15 protein-coding genes are annotated in these 17,080 nt (G+C 67.2%); 11 read left to right on the forward strand and 4 right to left on the reverse strand.

Annotated features, from left to right (window positions below):
- Positions 1–57: 57 nt before the first annotated feature.
- Both ubiB and AC07OQ_RS10265 read right to left on the reverse strand, forming a co-directional pair.
- Positions 58–1,614: a ubiquinone biosynthesis regulatory protein kinase UbiB gene (gene ubiB, locus AC07OQ_RS10260; RefSeq protein ID WP_495053020.1), complete on the reverse strand. Its 1,557-nt coding sequence runs from the start codon at positions 1,612–1,614 to the stop codon at positions 58–60.
- The gene (locus AC07OQ_RS10265) at positions 1,611–2,045 is read right to left on the reverse strand and encodes a hypothetical protein (RefSeq protein ID WP_495053021.1); all 435 of its coding nucleotides are present in this window, start codon (positions 2,043–2,045) and stop codon (positions 1,611–1,613) included. Before AC07OQ_RS10265 ends, ubiB begins: the two co-directional genes overlap by 4 nt.
- A gap of 273 nt (positions 2,046–2,318) precedes the next feature.
- Here AC07OQ_RS10265 and AC07OQ_RS10270 point away from each other — a divergent pair, with 273 nt between their 5' ends.
- From AC07OQ_RS10270 to AC07OQ_RS10315, 10 genes are all read left to right on the forward strand, one after another.
- A complete protein-coding gene (locus AC07OQ_RS10270) occupies positions 2,319–3,713 on the forward strand; it encodes an undecaprenyl-phosphate glucose phosphotransferase (RefSeq protein WP_495053022.1) in 1,395 nt (464 codons plus the stop codon).
- Between the two features lie 36 nt (positions 3,714–3,749).
- Positions 3,750–4,964 (forward strand): MtrB/PioB family outer membrane beta-barrel protein, encoded by a 1,215-nt coding sequence (locus AC07OQ_RS10275; RefSeq protein WP_495053023.1) that lies wholly within the window; start codon positions 3,750–3,752, stop codon positions 4,962–4,964.
- A 14-nt stretch (positions 4,965–4,978) separates the two neighbouring features.
- On the forward strand, positions 4,979–6,004 hold the full coding sequence (galE, locus tag AC07OQ_RS10280) for a UDP-glucose 4-epimerase GalE (RefSeq protein ID WP_495053024.1): 1,026 nt from the start codon (positions 4,979–4,981) through the stop codon (positions 6,002–6,004).
- Positions 6,001–7,458, forward strand: coding sequence for a mannose-1-phosphate guanylyltransferase/mannose-6-phosphate isomerase (locus AC07OQ_RS10285; protein ID WP_495053025.1), 1,458 nt, complete (start codon positions 6,001–6,003; stop codon positions 7,456–7,458). The genes galE and AC07OQ_RS10285 overlap by 4 nt, the downstream gene beginning before the upstream one ends.
- 47 nt (positions 7,459–7,505) lie before the next feature.
- Positions 7,506–8,564: a dTDP-glucose 4,6-dehydratase gene (rfbB, locus tag AC07OQ_RS10290; RefSeq protein WP_495053026.1), complete on the forward strand. Its 1,059-nt coding sequence runs from the start codon at positions 7,506–7,508 to the stop codon at positions 8,562–8,564.
- A gap of 8 nt (positions 8,565–8,572) precedes the next feature.
- Positions 8,573–9,454 (forward strand): dTDP-4-dehydrorhamnose reductase, encoded by an 882-nt coding sequence (gene rfbD / locus AC07OQ_RS10295; protein WP_495053027.1) that lies wholly within the window; start codon positions 8,573–8,575, stop codon positions 9,452–9,454.
- The gene (gene rfbA, locus AC07OQ_RS10300) at positions 9,454–10,356 is read left to right on the forward strand and encodes a glucose-1-phosphate thymidylyltransferase RfbA (RefSeq protein ID WP_495053028.1); all 903 of its coding nucleotides are present in this window, start codon (positions 9,454–9,456) and stop codon (positions 10,354–10,356) included. Before rfbD ends, rfbA begins: the two co-directional genes overlap by 1 nt.
- Before the next feature lie 81 nt (positions 10,357–10,437).
- Positions 10,438–10,986, forward strand: coding sequence for a dTDP-4-dehydrorhamnose 3,5-epimerase (gene rfbC, locus AC07OQ_RS10305; RefSeq protein ID WP_495053029.1), 549 nt, complete (start codon positions 10,438–10,440; stop codon positions 10,984–10,986).
- A gap of 50 nt (positions 10,987–11,036) precedes the next feature.
- Complete coding sequence (gene gmd, locus AC07OQ_RS10310) at positions 11,037–12,152, forward strand: GDP-mannose 4,6-dehydratase (RefSeq protein ID WP_495053030.1); 1,116 nt, start codon at positions 11,037–11,039, stop codon at positions 12,150–12,152.
- Positions 12,153–12,157: 5 nt separating this feature from the next.
- Entirely contained in the window at positions 12,158–13,141 is a 984-nt protein-coding gene (locus AC07OQ_RS10315; RefSeq protein ID WP_495053031.1) for a GDP-L-fucose synthase family protein, read from the forward strand.
- A gap of 97 nt (positions 13,142–13,238) precedes the next feature.
- Here AC07OQ_RS10315 and AC07OQ_RS10320 read toward each other — a convergent pair whose 3' ends face one another.
- Both AC07OQ_RS10320 and AC07OQ_RS10325 read right to left on the reverse strand, forming a co-directional pair.
- A complete protein-coding gene (locus AC07OQ_RS10320; protein ID WP_495053032.1) occupies positions 13,239–14,558 on the reverse strand; it encodes a UDP-glucose dehydrogenase family protein in 1,320 nt (439 codons plus the stop codon).
- A 54-nt stretch (positions 14,559–14,612) separates the two neighbouring features.
- Entirely contained in the window at positions 14,613–15,620 is a 1,008-nt protein-coding gene (locus AC07OQ_RS10325; protein WP_495053033.1) for an NAD-dependent epimerase, read from the reverse strand.
- 256 nt (positions 15,621–15,876) lie between these two features.
- On the opposite strand from AC07OQ_RS10325, the gene wecB reads away from it, so the two are divergent.
- Entirely contained in the window at positions 15,877–17,004 is a 1,128-nt protein-coding gene (gene wecB / locus AC07OQ_RS10330) for a non-hydrolyzing UDP-N-acetylglucosamine 2-epimerase (RefSeq protein WP_495053034.1), read from the forward strand.
- Positions 17,005–17,080: the final 76 nt, after the last annotated feature.

Below are 17,080 nucleotides of genomic sequence, written 5' to 3' on the forward strand. Positions count from 1 at the left end.
GCAGGAATTCGGGCGGGGCGCATTATCCCCAAATGCGCGGGGCGGCCCTGGCACCGCCTATGTCAAGGCAAAACGCAGCAAGAAGTGGGCCGCCACCAGCCCCAGCGTGAAGCCGATCGCACCATAGAGCAAGGCCTGCAACAGACGGTTCGTGCGGCGCTGCTCCTGGATCAGCGCCGCCAGCGCGCGCGCCTCGTGCGGCGCGGCGTGGCGCTTCAACGTATCGTGCAGCAGGCGCGGCAGCTCGGGGAAGAGCTGGGCATAGCGCGGCGCCTCCTTCTTCAGCTGGTTGACGAAGGCACGCCAGCCCACCTGCTCGTTCATCCAGCGTTCGAGGAAGGGCTTGGCCGTGGCCCAGAGGTCCAGCTCCGGGTCCAATTGCCGGCCCAGACCCTCGATGTTCAGGAGGGTTTTCTGCAGCAGCACCAGCTGGGGCTGGATCTCGACATTGAAGCGGCGCGAGGTCTGGAACAGGCGCATCAGCACCTGGCCCAGCGAGATGTCCTTCAGCGGCCGGTCGAAATGCGGCTCGCAGACGGCACGCACCGCGCTCTCCAGCTCGTCCACCCGGGTCTCGGGCGGCACCCAGCCGGAGGCGATATGCAGCTCGGCCACGCGCTTGTAGTCGCGCTGGAAGAAGGCGATGAAGTTCTGCGCCAGGTATTCCTTGTCGGTCTCGGTCAGCGTGCCGATGATGCCGAAGTCCAGCGCCACATAGCGACCGAAGGTCGCCGGCGCCAGACTGACCTGGATGTTGCCGGGGTGCATGTCGGCGTGAAAGAAGCCGTCGCGGAACACCTGAGTGAAAAAAATGGTAACCCCGTCGCGCGCCAATTTCCTGATGTCGACACCGGCATCCCGCAGGCGCTGCAGCTGCGAAATCGGCACGCCGGACATGCGCTCCATCACGATCACCTCGCTGGTGCACAGCTCCCAGTGCATCTCCGGCACCAGCACCAAATCGAGGCCATCCATATTGCGACGCAGCTGGGCCGCGTTGGCCGCCTCGCGCACCAGGTCCAGTTCGTCGTGCAGATAGGTGTCGAACTCCGCCACCACCTCGCGCGGCTTCAGGCGCCGGCCATCGGCCGAGAGTCGCTCCACCCAGCCCGCCAGCGTGCGCAGCAGGGCCAGATCGTCCTCGATGATGTCCAGCATGCCGGGGCGCAGCACCTTGACCGCCACCTCGCGGCCATCGTGCAGCACGGCGAAATGCACCTGGGCGATCGAGGCGCTGGCCACCGGCTCGGCCTCGAAGCTGGCGAACAGCTGCTCGACCGGCTTGCCGAAGGCCCGCTCGACCAGGGCGCGCGACTGCGCCGCGGGGAACGGCGGCACGCGGTCCTGCAGCCGCGACAGCTCATCGATGATGTCGGCCGGCAGCAGGTCGCGCCGGGTGGACAGCACCTGGCCGAACTTGACGAAGATCGGCCCCAGCCGCTCCAGCGCCAGGCGCAGGCGCATGCCGCGCGGCTGCTCCCAGCTGCGGCCGACCGAGGTCAGGCGCCGCAGCAGGCGTACGCGGCGTTGACGAAACCCCGACAGTGCCAGGTCGTCGAGACCGAAACGAAACAGGGTCCAGCCGATGACCAGCAGGCGCGCGAAATACCTCATGCGTCCCCGCGCTGCCCGGGCATCAGGCCGGCTGCGCCCTTGGCCAGCGCCGCCAGCGCGCGCGCCGCGGCGCGCCCCCAGCGTGCCAACTGGTGCGCCGGCGCCGCGCCGACCAGCTGAGCCAGGTCGTCCTCGATGTCCCAGCGCAGGTTGTCCATCAGCCAGCTCAGCTCGCCGGCCAACGCGGCATCGCCCTGCACCGCGACCTGCGGCTTTTCGCCGGTCAGCGCACCCAGGGCCAGCAAGGCCGGGTTGCTGGCGTCGAGTTCGATGCGCAGGCTGTCCGGCGGCGGCACGTCGAGCCGCTCCAGCAGCCCGGCACGCGTGATGCCGAGCACCAGGTCGGGGGCCGGAGGCAGCAGCGCCGGCCAGCCCCGCAGGTGCACCGTGATGGCGCGCCCCGCATAGGGAGCCAGTCGCGCGCTAGCCACGGCCTCACGTCCGATGACATGGTTAAGCAACAGACAGAGGCGATCCTGTACGGCAGGAGCCAGAAGAGCAGACCATTCTTGAAGCATGGCGGGATTGTAGGCAGCGCTTACAACCTCCAGCGAATTAGGGGGCGTGAGCGGCCGGGAGCTGGTTCAATTGAGAGAGAATCTCATGTTCGACCACCGGCGAGGAGAGAGGTTGGAGTCGGCGCGTGAGTTGGCGGGAAACGCAGCCCGCGAAACCCCATGCAAACGCTGAGGAGCGTCAGGACAATGTTCGAGGATCGCAGTTACAAGAGAACTTTCTACAGCGCGCCGCAATCGGTCGAGTCCTTGATCGCCGCCTTCCTGGAGCCCGGCATCATCGTGCTGAGCTATCTCGGCGTCAGCCAGGCCTTCGACGAACCGGTGCTGCGCTCGTCGCTGACACTGTGCCTGCTGGTCTTCGCACTGACCTTCCCTGGCCGCAATCGCTTCGCCGACCATCCGGTCAGCGCCGTGGTCGATGTGCTCGGATCCTGGATCACCCTGCTGATCATCCTGGCGCTGTGCGGCTATGCGACCAACAGCATGGGCTACTTCGAGAACGGCGTGTTGCTGTGGTGGGCCGGCATCACGCCCATGCTGCAGATGGTGGCCATCGAGATCGGCCGGCGCGTGCGGCGCTGGCGTGCGGCCCAGCCGCACGCACGCCGCAGTGCGGTGATCGTCGGCGCGGGCCCGCTGGGCGCCAAGGTGGCACGCGCGCTGCGCGACAGTGCGGACCAGGGCAGCGACTTCCTGGGCTACTTCGACGACCGCCAGGGCGACCGCCTGCATGCCGACGCGCAGGGACGGGTGCTGGGCAGCCTGGCCGACGTCAGCGACCATGTGCGCCGCCATGGCGTGCGCGAGGTCTACATCACCCTGCCGCTGGGTTCGCAGCCGCGCATTCTGCGGCTGCAGGAACAACTGCAGGGCACGACCGCCTCGCTGTTCTTCGTGCCCGATGTGTTCGGCATCTCCATCATCCAGGGCCGCCTGCAGGACATGAACGGCGTGCCGGTCGTGGGCATCTGCGAAACCCCGTTCACCGGCACCAACGAGTTGGTCAAGCGCATCAGCGACATCGTGTTGGCCAGCCTGATCCTGGTGCTGATCTCGCCCATCCTGCTGGCGGTGGCCATCGGCGTGAAGCTCAGCTCGCCCGGCCCCATCATCTTCAAGCAGCGCCGTAACGGCTTGGATGGGGAAGAGATCATCGTTTACAAGTTCCGCTCGATGCGCGCGATGGACAATGGCTCCGTCGTCAAGCAGGCCACCAAGGACGATCCGCGCATCACCAAATTCGGCGCTTTCATCCGACGCACCTCGCTGGACGAGCTGCCTCAGTTCATCAACGTGCTGCAGGGCCGCATGAGCATCGTTGGCCCGCGCCCCCATGCGGTGGCGCACAACGAGGAATACCGACAACTGATCAAGGCCTATATGGTCCGCCACAAGGTCAAGCCGGGCATCACCGGCTGGGCCCAGGTGAATGGACTGCGCGGTGAGACCGACACGATCGACAAGATGAAGGCCCGTGTCGAATACGATCTCGAGTATCTGCGCAATTGGTCGCTGGGCCTGGATCTGCAGATCATCGTGCGCACCGTGCGCCTGATGGTCTTCGACCGTCATGCCTATTGAGCAGACATACACCAAGAACACAAGGAGTGGATAGATATGGCCCGAGCTACTCATCGTCTTGCCCCGCTGATTCTGGCCCTGACCGGCTCCGCCGCCATCGCGCAGCAAAGCCCTTATTACCTGGGCGGGTCGCTGGGAGTCACCCATGTGTCCAATATCTACCGCACCGGTGGGACCCAGCCGCGCAACAGCGACAATGTCACGACCGCCACGCTGCTGGCCGGCCTGGACCAGCGCCTGGGTCGCCAGCGCCTGTTCGGCGACGCCTCGTTGCGCTCCAACCACTACGAGAACAACCGCTCGCTGCGCAACAACGGCTATGCGCTGAATGCCGGTCTGGACTGGGAAACCGTCGGCCGCCTGTCGGGCCAGTTGAGCGTCAACTCGAATCGCAGCCTGGCCCAGTTCAACCCCGGCGATGCGCCCTCCATCACCAAGAAGAACATCGAGCAGACCGACCAGGCGCGCGCCTCGGTGCGCTATGGCCTGGTCTCGCTGCTGTCGCTGGATGGCTCGCTGACGCACCGCCGTCGCAACTACTCGGCCAGCGAGTACGATGCCTACGACTATCAGCAGGACACCTTCTCGCTGGGTCTGACCTACCGACCCAGCGCATTGCTGAGCCTGGGCATCGCGGGGCGCTATAGCAAGGGCGAGTACCCGCATTTCCGCCTTGTCAACGGCAGCCACCAGGCCGACAAGTACACGCGCCGCGATGTGGACCTGAACGCCATCTGGACACCCAGCGACGCCAGCACCGTGACGGCCCGACTGAGCGTCGGCAAGCGCGACAGCGATCAGGCCTCCTCGCGCGATTTCTCCGGCGGCACCGGCAGCATCAGCTGGCGCTGGAAGCCCACGGCCAAGCTGTTGATCAACAGCACCCTGATGCGCGACACCGGCGACGAGACCTCCTTCTTCAGCCTGGGCAGCATCGGCGGTGTCTCCAGCGACTACAGCCGCATCACCAACAGCCTGCAGATCAACAGCACCTACGAGTTGACCGGCAAGGTCCTGTTGGATGCCGGCCTCAGCTACTACGACCGGGAGCTCAGCAACAGTTTCGGCGGCAGCAGCGTCGACGGCCACGACAAGAGCACCGCGCTGAGCCTGGGCGCACGCTGGATGGTCACCCGCAACGGCCTGATCGGCTGCCAGATCAATCACGACAAGCGCACCGGCCAGTCCTTCCTGTCCACCCCTTACAGCGCCAACAGCTATGGCTGCTATGGGCAGCTGACGCTGCGCTGAAGACTCGCCGAACAATGAGCGACAAGATCCTGCTGACCGGTGCCACCGGCTACATCGCCTCGCACACCTGGCTGGCCCTGCAAGCGGCCGGCTTCGAGGTGGTGGGCGTTGACGACTTTTCCAACAGCTCGCCCGAGGTGCTGCAGCGCCTGCAGCGCCTGAGCGGCCGTGCGCCGGTGTTCGTGCGCGCCGACGTCGGCGACGCCGCGGCGATGGAGGCGGTGTTCGCCGCCCACGGGCCGGCCGCCGTCGTGCACTTCGCGGCCTTCAAGGCGGTGGGGGAGTCCACCGCGATGCCGCTGGCCTACTACCGCAACAATCTCGGCGGCCTGGTCAACACCTGCGAGACCATGCGTCGGCATGGCTGCCATCGCATCGTGTTCAGCTCCAGCGCCACCGTCTACGGCGCGCCGACACCCGAGAGCCTGCCGCTGCGCGAAGACGCCCCGCTGGCCGCCGTGAACCCCTATGGCGCCACCAAGCTGATGGGCGAAACCATCCTGCGCGATCTGGGTGCGGCAGAGCCGCTCTGGCAAACCGCGGCGCTGCGCTACTTCAACCCGGTCGGCGCGCACGAGAGCGGCCTGATCGGCGAAGACCCACGCGGCATCCCCAACAACCTGATGCCCTATGTGGCCCAGGTCGCGGTGGGACGCCGCGCCGAACTGCAGGTCTTCGGCGACGATTACGGCACGCCCGACGGCACCGGCGTGCGCGACTACATCCATGTGATGGACTTGGCCGATGGCCATGTCGCCGCGCTGCGCTTTCTCTTGGAAGGGCAGAGCTCGATCACCGCCAATCTGGGCACCGGTCGCGGCTATAGCGTGCTGGACCTGGTACGCGCCTACGAGCAGGCCAGCGGTCGCCCCATCCCCTACCGCATCGCGCCGCGCCGCCCCGGCGACGCGGCCGCCTGCTGGGCCGACGCCGCCCTGGCCAAGGAGCGGCTGGGCTGGCAGGCCCGCCACGACCTGGCCCGCATGTGCGCGGACAGCTGGCGCTGGCAGAACCTGAATCCCCGGGGATATGAAGCATGAGCAACAACAACATCCAGATCCAACCCGTCATCATGGCCGGCGGCAGCGGCACGCGGCTGTGGCCGCTGTCGCGCGCGGGCTATCCCAAGCAATTTCTCGTGCTGGAGGGCAATAGCAGCCTGTTCCAGCAGGCCGCCCAGCGCCTGGCCGGCCTGGCCGCGCCGGACCTGAGCCAGGCCGGCCCGCTGATCGTCGGCAACGAGGAGCACCGTTTTCTGGTGCTGGACCAGTTGCGCGAAACCCGCATCGAGCCCAGCGCCGTGCTGCTGGAGCCGCTCGGCCGCAACACCGCCCCCGCCCTGACCCTGGCCGCGCTGCAGGCGCTGGAGGGCGCCAATGGTGGAGGCCAGGATCCTGTGCTGGTGGTGACGCCAGCCGACCAGACCGTTACCCAGCCGGCCGCCTTCGCCAGCGCGCTGCAGCAGGCGGTGCGCGAGGCCGCCGATGGCGCCATCGTGATCCTGGGCATCACTCCCGATCGCCCCGAGACCGGCTACGGCTACATCCGCGCCGAAACCGTCGCGGCCGGCCTGGCCGTCGCGCGCTTCGTCGAGAAGCCCGACCTCGCCACCGCCGAGGGCTATCTGCGCGAGGGCGGCTACTACTGGAACAGCGGCATGTTCGTGCTGCGCGCCAGCACCTGGATCCAGGCCCTGGAACGCTTCCGCCCCGACATCCTGGCGGCCACGCGCACCGCCTTCGCCGCGCGCACGACGGACGCCAAGTTCGTGCGCCCGGGCAAGGCCGAGTTCGCCGCGGTGCCCAGCGAGTCGGTCGACTATGCGGTGATGGAGCACTGCCCGGGCAGTGATATCGCGCTGGCCATGGTGCCGCTGGATGCGGGCTGGAACGACCTCGGCGCCTGGGAAGCGGTCTGGCAGGTGGCAGCCAAGGACGAGGCGGGCAATGCCAGTCGCGGCGACGCCATCGTCAGCGACAGCCGCAACACCCTGGTGCACGCCACCAGCCGCCTGGTGTCGGTGGTGGGGCTGGACGACGTGGTCGTCGTCGAGACGGCCGATGCCGTGCTGGTGGCCGACCGCAGCAAGAGCCAGGACGTCAAGAAGATCGTCCAGCACCTGGACAGCTGCCAGCGCGGCGAGCACAACCTGCACCGCAAGGTGCACCGGCCCTGGGGCTGGTACGACAGCATCGACAACGGTCCGCGCTTCCAGGTCAAGCGCATCATGGTCAAGCCCGGCGCCACCTTGAGCCTGCAGATGCATCACCACCGTGCCGAGCACTGGATCGTGGTGTCCGGCACGGCCGAGGTCACCAATGGCGACAAGGTCATCCTGCTGACCGAGAACCAGAGCACCTACATCCCGCTGGGAACCACCCATCGCCTGGCCAACCCCGGCAAGCTGCCGCTGGAGATCATCGAGGTGCAGTCCGGTTCCTACCTGGGCGAGGACGACATCGTGCGCTTCGAAGACACCTATGGGCGCAAGTAAGCGGCAGCACAAGAACGCAAAAGAGCAAGAAAGCAAGAAAGCAAGACATGACCATTCTCGTCACCGGCGGCGCCGGCTTCATCGGCAGCAACTTCGTGCTGGACTGGCTCCGGCAATCCGATGAAAAGGTTGTCAACCTCGACGTCCTCACCTATGCCGGCAATCTGGAAAACCTGGCCTCGCTGGAGGGCGATGCCCGCCATCTGTTCGTGCAGGGCGACATCTGCGATCGAGCGCTGCTCGACCGTCTGCTGGCCGAGCACCGGCCGCGCGCGCTGCTGCATTTCGCTGCCGAAAGCCATGTGGACCGCTCGATCAGCGGGCCCGGCGCCTTCATGCGCACCAATGTGGAAGGCACTTTCACCCTGCTGGAGGCGGCACGCGCCTACTGGAGCACGCTGGAGGGCGAGGCCAAGGCGGCCTTCCGCTTCCATCATGTCTCCACCGACGAGGTCTACGGCACGCTGAAGGCCGAGGATCCGCCCTTTGCCGAGACCAACCCCTACGAGCCCAACAGCCCCTACTCGGCCAGCAAGGCCGCCAGCGACCATCTGGTGCGCGCCTGGCACCACACCTACGGCCTGCCGGTCCTCACCACCAACTGCTCGAATAACTACGGGCCCTATCACTTCCCCGAGAAGCTGATCCCCTTGATGATCGTCAACGCGCTGGCGGGCAAGCCCCTGCCGGTCTACGGCGACGGGCAGCAGATCCGCGACTGGCTCTATGTCACCGACCATTGCAGCGGCATCCGTGCCGTGCTGGCCGGCGGCACCCTGGGCGAGACCTACAACATCGGGGGCTGGAACGAGAAGGCCAATATCGACATCGTCAGGACGGTGTGCGCCCTGCTCGACGAGCTGAGTCCCGATCCGACCGGCCCCTACAGCCGCCTGATCACCTACGTGACGGATCGCCCCGGCCACGACCGCCGCTATGCGATCGATGCACGCAAGATCGAGCGCGAACTGGGCTGGAGGCCGGCCGAGACCTTCGAAACCGGCATCCGCAAGACCGTGCAGTGGTATCTGGATCATCCGGACTGGGTCGCGCGCGTGCAAAGCGGCGCCTATCGCGAGTGGCTCAGCAAGCAGTACGGGCAGTGAGCGCGCGCATGAAGATCCTGCTGCTGGGCAAGAACGGCCAGCTGGGCTGGGAGCTGCAGCGCGCCCTCGCCCCGCTGGGTGAACTGGTGGCGCTGGACCGCCACGAGGGCGGCGACCTGGGCGACAACGATGCGCTGACGGCCGCCGTGCGCAGCCACGCGCCCCAGGTGATCGTCAATGCGGCCGCCTATACCGCGGTCGACAAGGCCGAGAGCGAGCCCGCACTGGCCCAGCAGATCAATGCCCATGCGCCGGCCCGGCTGGCCCTGGAAGCCAAGGCCCTGGGCGCCCTGCTGGTGCATTACAGCAGCGACTATGTGTTCGACGGCAGCGGCGACGCAGCGCGCTCCGAGGATGCCGCCACCGGCCCCTTAAGCGTCTACGGTGCCAGCAAGCTGGCCGGCGAGCACGCCATCCGTGCCAGCGGCTGCGCCCATCTGATCCTGCGCACCAGCTGGGTCTACGCGGCGCGCGGCGGCAATTTCGCCAAGACCATGCTGCGTCTCGCCGCCGAGCGCGAACAGCTGAAGGTGATCGCCGACCAGATCGGGGCGCCCACCGGCGCCGATCTGCTGGCCGATCTGAGTGCGCACATGATCCGCGCCACCCGGGCCAACCCTGCGCTGTCGGGCGTCTACCACGCGGTAGCTTCCGGCGCGACCAGCTGGCATGCCTATGCCCGGCATGTGATCGAGTTTGCGCGTGCCCGCGGCACGCCGATCAAGGTCGCCGCCGACCAAGTGCTGGCCATCCCGACCAGCGACTACCCCACCCCGGCCCGCCGGCCGCCGAATTCGCGTCTTGCCACCGACAAGCTGCAGCGCGTTTTCGGCCTGACCCTGCCGCATTGGCAGCGGGGCGTGGACCGCATGCTGATGGAGATCCTCTGATGACGACAACGACAAACAAGCAGCAGCGCAAGGGCATCATCCTGGCCGGCGGATCCGGCACCCGGCTGCACCCGGCCACCCTGGCGATGAGCAAGCAGCTGCTGCCGGTCTATGACAAGCCCATGGTCTATTACCCGCTCAGCACCCTGATGCTGGCGGGCATGCGCGACATCCTGCTGATCAGCACGCCGCAGGACACGCCGCGCTTCCAGGGCCTGCTGGGCGACGGCAGCCGCTGGGGCCTCAACATCAGCTACTGCGTGCAGCCCAGTCCCGACGGCCTGGCCCAGGCCTTCATCCTCGGCAAGGATTTCATCGGCGGCGCGCCCAGTGCCCTGGTGCTGGGCGACAACATCTTCTACGGCCACGACTTCCAGGGCCTGCTGAACAACGCCACCGCGCGCACCAGCGGCGCCAGCGTGTTCGCCTACCACGTGCACGACCCCGAGCGCTATGGCGTGGTGGAGTTCGACCAGCGGCAGCAGGCCCTGTCGATCGAGGAAAAGCCCAAGGCCCCGAAGAGCAATTACGCGGTCACCGGCCTGTACTTCTACGACGAACGGGTCTGCGACATTGCCGCCGCCATCAAGCCCAGCCCGCGCGGCGAACTGGAGATCACCGACGTCAACGCCCAGTACCTGCGCCAGAACCAGTTGCAGGTCGAGATCATGGGGCGCGGCTACGCCTGGCTGGACACGGGCACGCATGACAGCCTGCTGGAGGCCGGCCAGTTCATCGCCACCTTGGAGAAGCGCCAGGGCCTGAAGGTCGCCTGCCCCGAGGAGATTGCCTTCCGCTCGGGCTGGATCGATGCGGCCCAGCTGGAACGCCTGGCCCAGCCGATGCTGAAGAACGGCTACGGCCAGTACCTGATGAAGCTGCTCAACGAGCGCGTTTTCTGATATGGCCGCCTCCACACTCACTCCGTTCACTGCCCCCCGAGGGGGCGCCCAGTGCCCTTCGGGCGGCCGGGCGGGCACTGCATGAAGATCACCCCCACCGCCCTGCCGGAAGTCCTGATTGTCGAACCCCGCGTGTTTGGCGACGCCCGCGGCTTCTTCACCGAAAGCTGGAACGAGAAGGCCTTCAACGAGGCCACCGGCAACCACCTGCCCTTCGTGCAGGACAACCATTCGCGCTCGGCGCGCGGCGTGCTGCGCGGCCTGCATTTCCAGCTGCCGCCGCATGCCCAGGGCAAGCTGGTGCGCTGCGTGGCTGGTGCGGTTTTCGATGTAGCCGTGGACCTGCGCGGGTCCAGCCCCAACTTCGGCCGCTGGGCCGGCGTGGAACTGAGCGCCGACAACCATCGCCAGCTCTGGATCCCGCCCGGCTTTGCCCATGGCTTCCTGGTGCTGTCGGAGTCGGCCGATTTCCTCTACAAGACCACCGACTACTACGCGCCCCAGGCCGAAGGCTCGTTGCGCTGGGACGATCCCGCCATCGGCATCGCCTGGCCGGAGCTTGGCATCGCGCCGCTGCTGGCGGACAAGGATGCCCAGGCGCCGCTGCTGGCGGCCGCCCGGCATTTCTGACCGGTCTTTTCCATTTCCGCTTTTCCCTATCCGAACACTCAGGAGCTTCCATGAGCAAAGTTGCACTCATCACCGGCGTCACCGGCCAGGACGGCGCCTACCTGTCCGAACTGCTGCTCAGCAAGGGCTACGAAGTCCACGGCATCAAGCGCCGCTCGTCGCTGTTCAACACCGACCGCATCGACCACCTGTACCAGGACCCGCATGTCGACAACCAGCGCTTCAAGCTGCACTACGGCGACCTGACCGACAGCACGAACCTGATCCGCATCATCCAGCAGGTCCAGCCCGACGAGATCTACAACCTCGCGGCGATGAGCCATGTGGCCGTCAGCTTCGAGACGCCGGAGTACACCGCGAATGCCGACGGCATCGGCACCCTGCGCATCCTGGAAGCCATCCGCATCCTGGGCCTGGAGAAGAAGACCCGCTTCTACCAGGCCAGCACCAGCGAGCTGTATGGCCTGGTGCAGGAGATCCCGCAGAAGGAGACCACGCCCTTCTACCCGCGCAGCCCCTACGCGGTGGCCAAGATGTACGCCTACTGGATCACGGTCAACTACCGCGAGGCCTATGGCATGTACGCCTGCAACGGCGTGCTGTTCAACCACGAGAGCCCGCTGCGCGGCGAGACCTTCGTGACCCGCAAGATCACCCGCGCCATCGCGCGCATCGCGCTGGGCCTGCAGGACTGCCTGTACCTGGGCAATATGAGCGCGCTGCGCGACTGGGGCCATGCCAAGGACTATGTCGAGATGCAGTGGCTGATGCTGCAGCAGGACCAGCCCGAGGACTTCGTGATCGCCACCGGCGTGCAGTACAGCGTGCGCCAGTTCGTCGAGTTCGCGGCCAAGGAGCTGGGCATCACCATCGCCTTCAGCGGCGAGGGCGAGGCCGAGGTGGGCACGGTGGCGGCTGTCAGCGGCGACAAGGCCAAGTGCAAGGTGGGCGACGTGATCGTGCGCGTTGATCCCCGCTACTACCGCCCCACCGAGGTGGAAACCCTGCTGGGCGACCCGAGCAAGGCCAAGGCCAAGCTGGGCTGGGCGCCCAGGATCACCCTGCCCGAGCTGGTCAAGGAGATGGTCGAGGCCGACTACACGGCCGCGCGCCGCGACAGCCTCGTGAAGATGGCCGGTTTCCAGGCCTACGACTACAACGAGTGAGCGCCATGCACAGCGAATCACGCATTTATGTGGCGGGGCATCGCGGCCTGGTGGGCTCGGCCATCGTGCGCAATCTGCGCGCGGCCGGCTTCAGCAATCTGCTGACCCGCACCCACGCCGAGCTCGATCTCACCGACGAGGCCGCCACCCGCGCCTTCTTTGCCGCCGAGAAACCGGACTATGTGTTCCTGGCCGCGGCCAAGGTCGGTGGCATCGTCGCCAACAACAGCTATCCGGCCGAGTTCATCCGCGACAACCTGGCGATCCAGACCAACGTCATCCACGCCGCCCACCTGAGCGGCGTCAAGCGCCTGATGTTCCTGGGCTCGAGCTGCATCTACCCGAAGCTGGCGCCGCAGCCGATGCGCGAGGACAGCCTGCTGACCGGTCCGCTGGAACCCACGAACCGCCCCTACGCGCTGGCCAAGATCGCCGGCATCGAGATGTGCTGGAGCTACAACCGCCAGTACGGCACCCGCTACCTGGCGGCCATGCCCACCAATCTCTACGGCCCCGGCGACAACTACCACCCGCAGAACAGCCATGTGATCCCGGCCCTGCTGCGCAAGTTCCACGAGGCCAAGCAGCGCGGCGACGCCAGCGTCGTCGTATGGGGCAGCGGCACGCCGCGCCGCGAGTTCCTCTACAGCGACGACATGGCCGATGCCTGCGTGTTCCTGATGCGCCTGGACGACGAGCGCTATGGCGCCCTGCTGGGCAGCGACGAAAGCGTCAGCAGCCGTTTCGAGCCGCCGCTGGTGAACGTGGGCGTGGGCGAGGACGTGACGATCGCCGAGCTGGCCCAGCTGGTGGGCGAGGTCACGGGCTTCGACGGCCGCATCGAGTACGACCGCAGCAAGCCCGACGGCACGCCGCGCAAGCTGATGGACGTGGGCCTGCTGACGCGCGCCGGCTGGCGCGCCAGCACGCCGCTGCGCCAGGGCCTGCGGTCCGCCTACGCCGAGTTCGTCGCCGCGCAGGCCGGCTGATCGCGAGCCAAGCGCCGGCATAGTCCGGCGTAGTCCGGCGTGGACCGCCGCCGATCCGGCTCCGCCGGGCGGCCGGTGCCGCCCCCTTCAGGGGCCGTCACCGGCCAATGCCGTGATACTCGATCCCCAGCGTCTTCATCAGCGCCGGCTCGTAGAGATTGCGGCCGTCGAACACCAGGGGCGTCTTCAGCGAGGACTTGATGCGATCGAAGTCCGGCGTGCGGAACTCCTTCCACTCGGTGACGATCACCAGCGCGTCGGCCCCGGCCAGGGCGTCATCGGCCCGTTCGCAGAAATGCAGGCCAGGCCGGCCCTGCAGCAGGCGCCGCGCCTCGTCCATCGCCACCGGGTCGTAGGCCGCTACTTCTGCGCCACGCTTCAGCAGTTCGTCGATGACGACCAGGGCCGGCGCCTCGCGCATATCGTCGGTATTCGGCTTGAAGGCCAGGCCCCAGAGCGCGAAGCGGCGGCCGCTCAGGTCGGTACCGAAGCGCGCCACCAGCTTGTCCACCAGCACATGCTTCTGGCGCTCGTTGGCGGCCTCCACGGCGTCCAGCACCAGCAGTTCCTGCCCCTGCTCGCGCCCGGTGCGCACCAGGGCCTTCACGTCCTTGGGGAAGCAGGAGCCGCCGTAGCCGGCGCCGGCGTAGAGGAACTGGTAGCCGATGCGCGGGTCGCTGCCGATGCCGCGGCGCACCAGCTCGATGTCCGCGCCCACCTTCTCGGCCAGCAAGGCCAGCTCGTTCATGAAGCTGATGCGCGTGGCCAGCATCGCATTGGCCGCGTACTTGGTGAACTCGGCGCTGCGCACGTCCATCACCATCATGCGGTCGTGATTGCGCGTGAAGGGCGCATAGAGGGCGCGCATCAGCAGGGTGGCCTGCTCGTCGTCCGAGCCGACGATGATGCGGTCGGGCTTCATGAAGTCGTCGACCGCCGCGCCCTCCTTCAGGAACTCGGGGTTGGACACCACGGCGTAGTTCATCTGCAGACCGCGCCGGGCCAGTTCCCCGGCGATGGTCTCGCGCACCTTGTCGGCCGTGCCCACCGGCACCGTGCTCTTGTCGACGATGACCTTGTAATCGGTCATGCGCGCGCCGATCGAGCGCGCCGCGGCCAGCACATATTGCAGATCGGCCGAACCGTCCTCGTCGGGCGGCGTGCCCACGCCGATGAAGAGGATGGTGCCGTGCTGGACCGCCTGGTCCACATCGGTGGTGAACTGCAGGCGGCCGGCCGCCACGTTGCGCCGCACCAGTTCCAGCAGGCCCGGCTCGTGGATCGGGATCTCGCCCTCATTGAGGATGCGGATCTTCTCCGGATTCACGTCCAGGCAAACCACATGGTTGCCCATCTCGGCCAGGCAGGCGCCGGTGACCAGGCCCACATAGCCGGTCCCGATGGCAGTGACTTTCATTGCTGCGTTCTTCTCTGATGCCGTCCACCCGGGACGAAGAACGACATTCTGCGCTCAGACTTTGAAATATTCGCGATACCAGGCCACGAACCGTCCGATGCCCTCGGTCACCGGCATGGCCGGACGGAAGCCCGTCCAGGCGGCAAGCTCCTCCACGTCGGCATGGGTGGCCGGCACGTCGCCGTCCTGCAGCGGCATGAAGTTCTTCTGCGCCTCGCGCCCCACGGCCCGCTCGATCGCCTCGATGAAGTCCATCAGCGGCGTCGGGCTGTGGTTGCCGATATTGAACAGGCGATAGGGCGCGCTGGAACGCGCCGGATCGGCCTGGATGGGGTCGTAGCCGGCGTCGGCCTCGGCCGGCCGATCCAACACCCGCACCACACCCTCGGCGATATCGTCGATATAGGTGAAGTCGCGCACCATCCTGCCGTGATTGAACACGTTGATGGGCCGCCCCTCCAGGATGGCCTTGGTGAACAGGAACAGCGCCATGTCGGGCCGGCCCCAGGGGCCGTAGACCGTGAAGAAGCGCAGGCCCGTGGTGGGCAGGCCGAACAGATGGCTGTAGGTATGGGCCATCAGCTCATTGGCCTTCTTGGTGGCGGCATAGAGGCTGACCGGATGGTCCACGCCGTGATGCTCGGAGAAGGGCATCAGGGTATTGCCGCCATAGACGCTGGAGCTGGAGGCATAAACCAGGTGCTGCACGCCGCTGTGGCGGCAGCCTTCCAGGATGTTGGTGAAGCCGACGACATTGCTGTCGATGTAGGCATGCGGGTTCTCCAGCGAATAGCGCACGCCGGCCTGGGCGGCCAGGTGCACCACGCGGTCGAACTGTTGCGCCTTGAACAGCCGTTCCATGCCGGCGCGGTCGGCCACGTCCAGCTGCAGGAACTCGAAGCCCGGCCGGCCCGTCAACCGCGCCAGGCGGTCGCGCTTGAGCTGCGGATCGTAGTAGTCGTTCAGATTGTCCAGGCCCAGCACCTGGTCTCCGCGGGCCAGCAGCAGCTGGCTGACATGCATGCCGATGAAGCCGGCCGCGCCGGTGACGAGTACCTTCACACGATCTCCCAATCTGCAATCAGTCGGCCCTGCGCCGCAAGCCGGGGCACGCAGGTACGCGCGCCGCCGGCAACAGGCGCCTATTCTCCCCCAGGCGGATGACGCTCCGGCACATCAGCAACAGCCCTCCCCCCAGTTCAGGGACAGAGCCCTCCTGCGCGCTCAAACGCCCGCGGCGCGGCCGGTGCCCCCACCTAGAATGGCCCGCTAGCCCTGCCCACCCGCTGGCGCCGCGCCGGCCATTCACTGCCCGCCCATGACCAAGCCCTGCATCCACCTCGTCGCCGGCGCCCGCCCCAACTTCATGAAGATCGCGCCCATCGTGCGCGCGCTGCAGGCCGACGGACGGCTGGCCTGGAAGATCGTACACACCGGTCAGCATTACGACCGCGACATGAACGAGGTGTTTTTCGATGAGCTGGGCATCCCCGCGCCCGATGTACGCCTGGGCTGCGGCGGCGGCAGCCACGCCGAGCAGACCGGCAAGATCATGCAGGCCTATGAAGCCCTGTGCGCGACCGAGAAGCCTGCCGCCTGCCTGGTGGTCGGCGATGTGAACTCCACGCTGGCCTGCTCCATCGTCGCCAAGAAGGCGGGCATCCCGGTGGCGCATGTCGAGGCCGGCCTGCGCAGCGGCGACATGAGCATGCCCGAGGAGATCAACCGCCTGGTGACGGACTCGATCTCCGACTGGTTCTTCGTCACCGAGCCCAGCGGCAGCGCGCACCTGCAGCGCGAAGGCAAGGACATGAGCGCCGTGTTCGACGTCGGCCATGTGATGGTGGACAACGTGCTCTACCAGGCCGCGAAACTCGAAACCACGGACACCTCGGGGCTGGAGAGCGATGCCATCAAGCGCGCGGCGCTCGCCGCCGCCGGGCGCTACTGCGTCGTCACCCTGCACCGCCCGAGCAACGTGGACAGCCCCGAAGCGCTGCAGCGCGTCGCCCAGGTGCTGCGCGCGGTGGCGGCCGAGCTGCCCGTCGTCTTCCCGGTGCATCCGCGCACCCGCGCCAACATCGAGAAGCATGGCATCGATCTCGGTCCCAACATCACGCTGCTGGGCCCGCAGGCCTATATGTCCTTCCTGCACCTCTGGAAGGACGCGGCCCTGGTGCTGACCGACAGCGGCGGCCTGCAGGAGGAAACCACGGCGCTCGGCGTGCCATGTGTGACGATGCGTGAGAACACCGAACGCCCGATCACCGTGGACGAGGGCAGCAACATCCTCGCCGGCACCCAGCCCGAGAACGTCATCGCCGCGGCCCGGGGCGTGCTGCGCGGCGAGGGCAAGCGCGGACGCAGGCCCTCGCTGTGGGATGGGAAGGCGGCGGAACGGATCGTGAGGATCCTGGCGGAGCAGCTGGCCCAAGCCAGCATCTAAGGGCGACCTGGCGTCGACACCGGGGCGCGGACGCGCACCGGGCGAGACTACATCTGCATGCAATGCAAGCACCCGT

It is taken from the genome of Roseateles sp. GW821-FHT09B06, from assembly GCF_059418245.1.

Excerpts from the sequence above, each read along its gene's own strand:
- AC07OQ_RS10315 (WP_495053031.1), top strand. The coding sequence starts at position 12,158 with ATGCACAGCGAATCACGCATTTATGTGGCGGGGCATCGCGGCCTGGTG.
- galE (WP_495053024.1), top strand. The coding sequence starts at position 4,979 with ATGAGCGACAAGATCCTGCTGACCGGTGCCACCGGCTACATCGCCTCG.
- rfbB (WP_495053026.1), top strand. The coding sequence starts at position 7,506 with ATGACCATTCTCGTCACCGGCGGCGCCGGCTTCATCGGCAGCAACTTC.
- ubiB (WP_495053020.1), bottom strand. The coding sequence starts at position 1,614 with ATGAGGTATTTCGCGCGCCTGCTGGTCATCGGCTGGACCCTGTTTCGT.
- gmd (WP_495053030.1), top strand. The coding sequence starts at position 11,037 with ATGAGCAAAGTTGCACTCATCACCGGCGTCACCGGCCAGGACGGCGCC.
- AC07OQ_RS10285 (WP_495053025.1), top strand. The coding sequence starts at position 6,001 with ATGAGCAACAACAACATCCAGATCCAACCCGTCATCATGGCCGGCGGC.
- AC07OQ_RS10270 (WP_495053022.1), top strand. The coding sequence starts at position 2,319 with ATGTTCGAGGATCGCAGTTACAAGAGAACTTTCTACAGCGCGCCGCAA.
- rfbA (WP_495053028.1), top strand. The coding sequence starts at position 9,454 with ATGACGACAACGACAAACAAGCAGCAGCGCAAGGGCATCATCCTGGCC.
- rfbD (WP_495053027.1), top strand. The coding sequence starts at position 8,573 with ATGAAGATCCTGCTGCTGGGCAAGAACGGCCAGCTGGGCTGGGAGCTG.
- wecB (WP_495053034.1), top strand. The coding sequence starts at position 15,877 with ATGACCAAGCCCTGCATCCACCTCGTCGCCGGCGCCCGCCCCAACTTC.
- AC07OQ_RS10275 (WP_495053023.1), top strand. The coding sequence starts at position 3,750 with ATGGCCCGAGCTACTCATCGTCTTGCCCCGCTGATTCTGGCCCTGACC.
- rfbC (WP_495053029.1), top strand. The coding sequence starts at position 10,438 with ATGAAGATCACCCCCACCGCCCTGCCGGAAGTCCTGATTGTCGAACCC.
- AC07OQ_RS10320 (WP_495053032.1), bottom strand. The coding sequence starts at position 14,558 with ATGAAAGTCACTGCCATCGGGACCGGCTATGTGGGCCTGGTCACCGGC.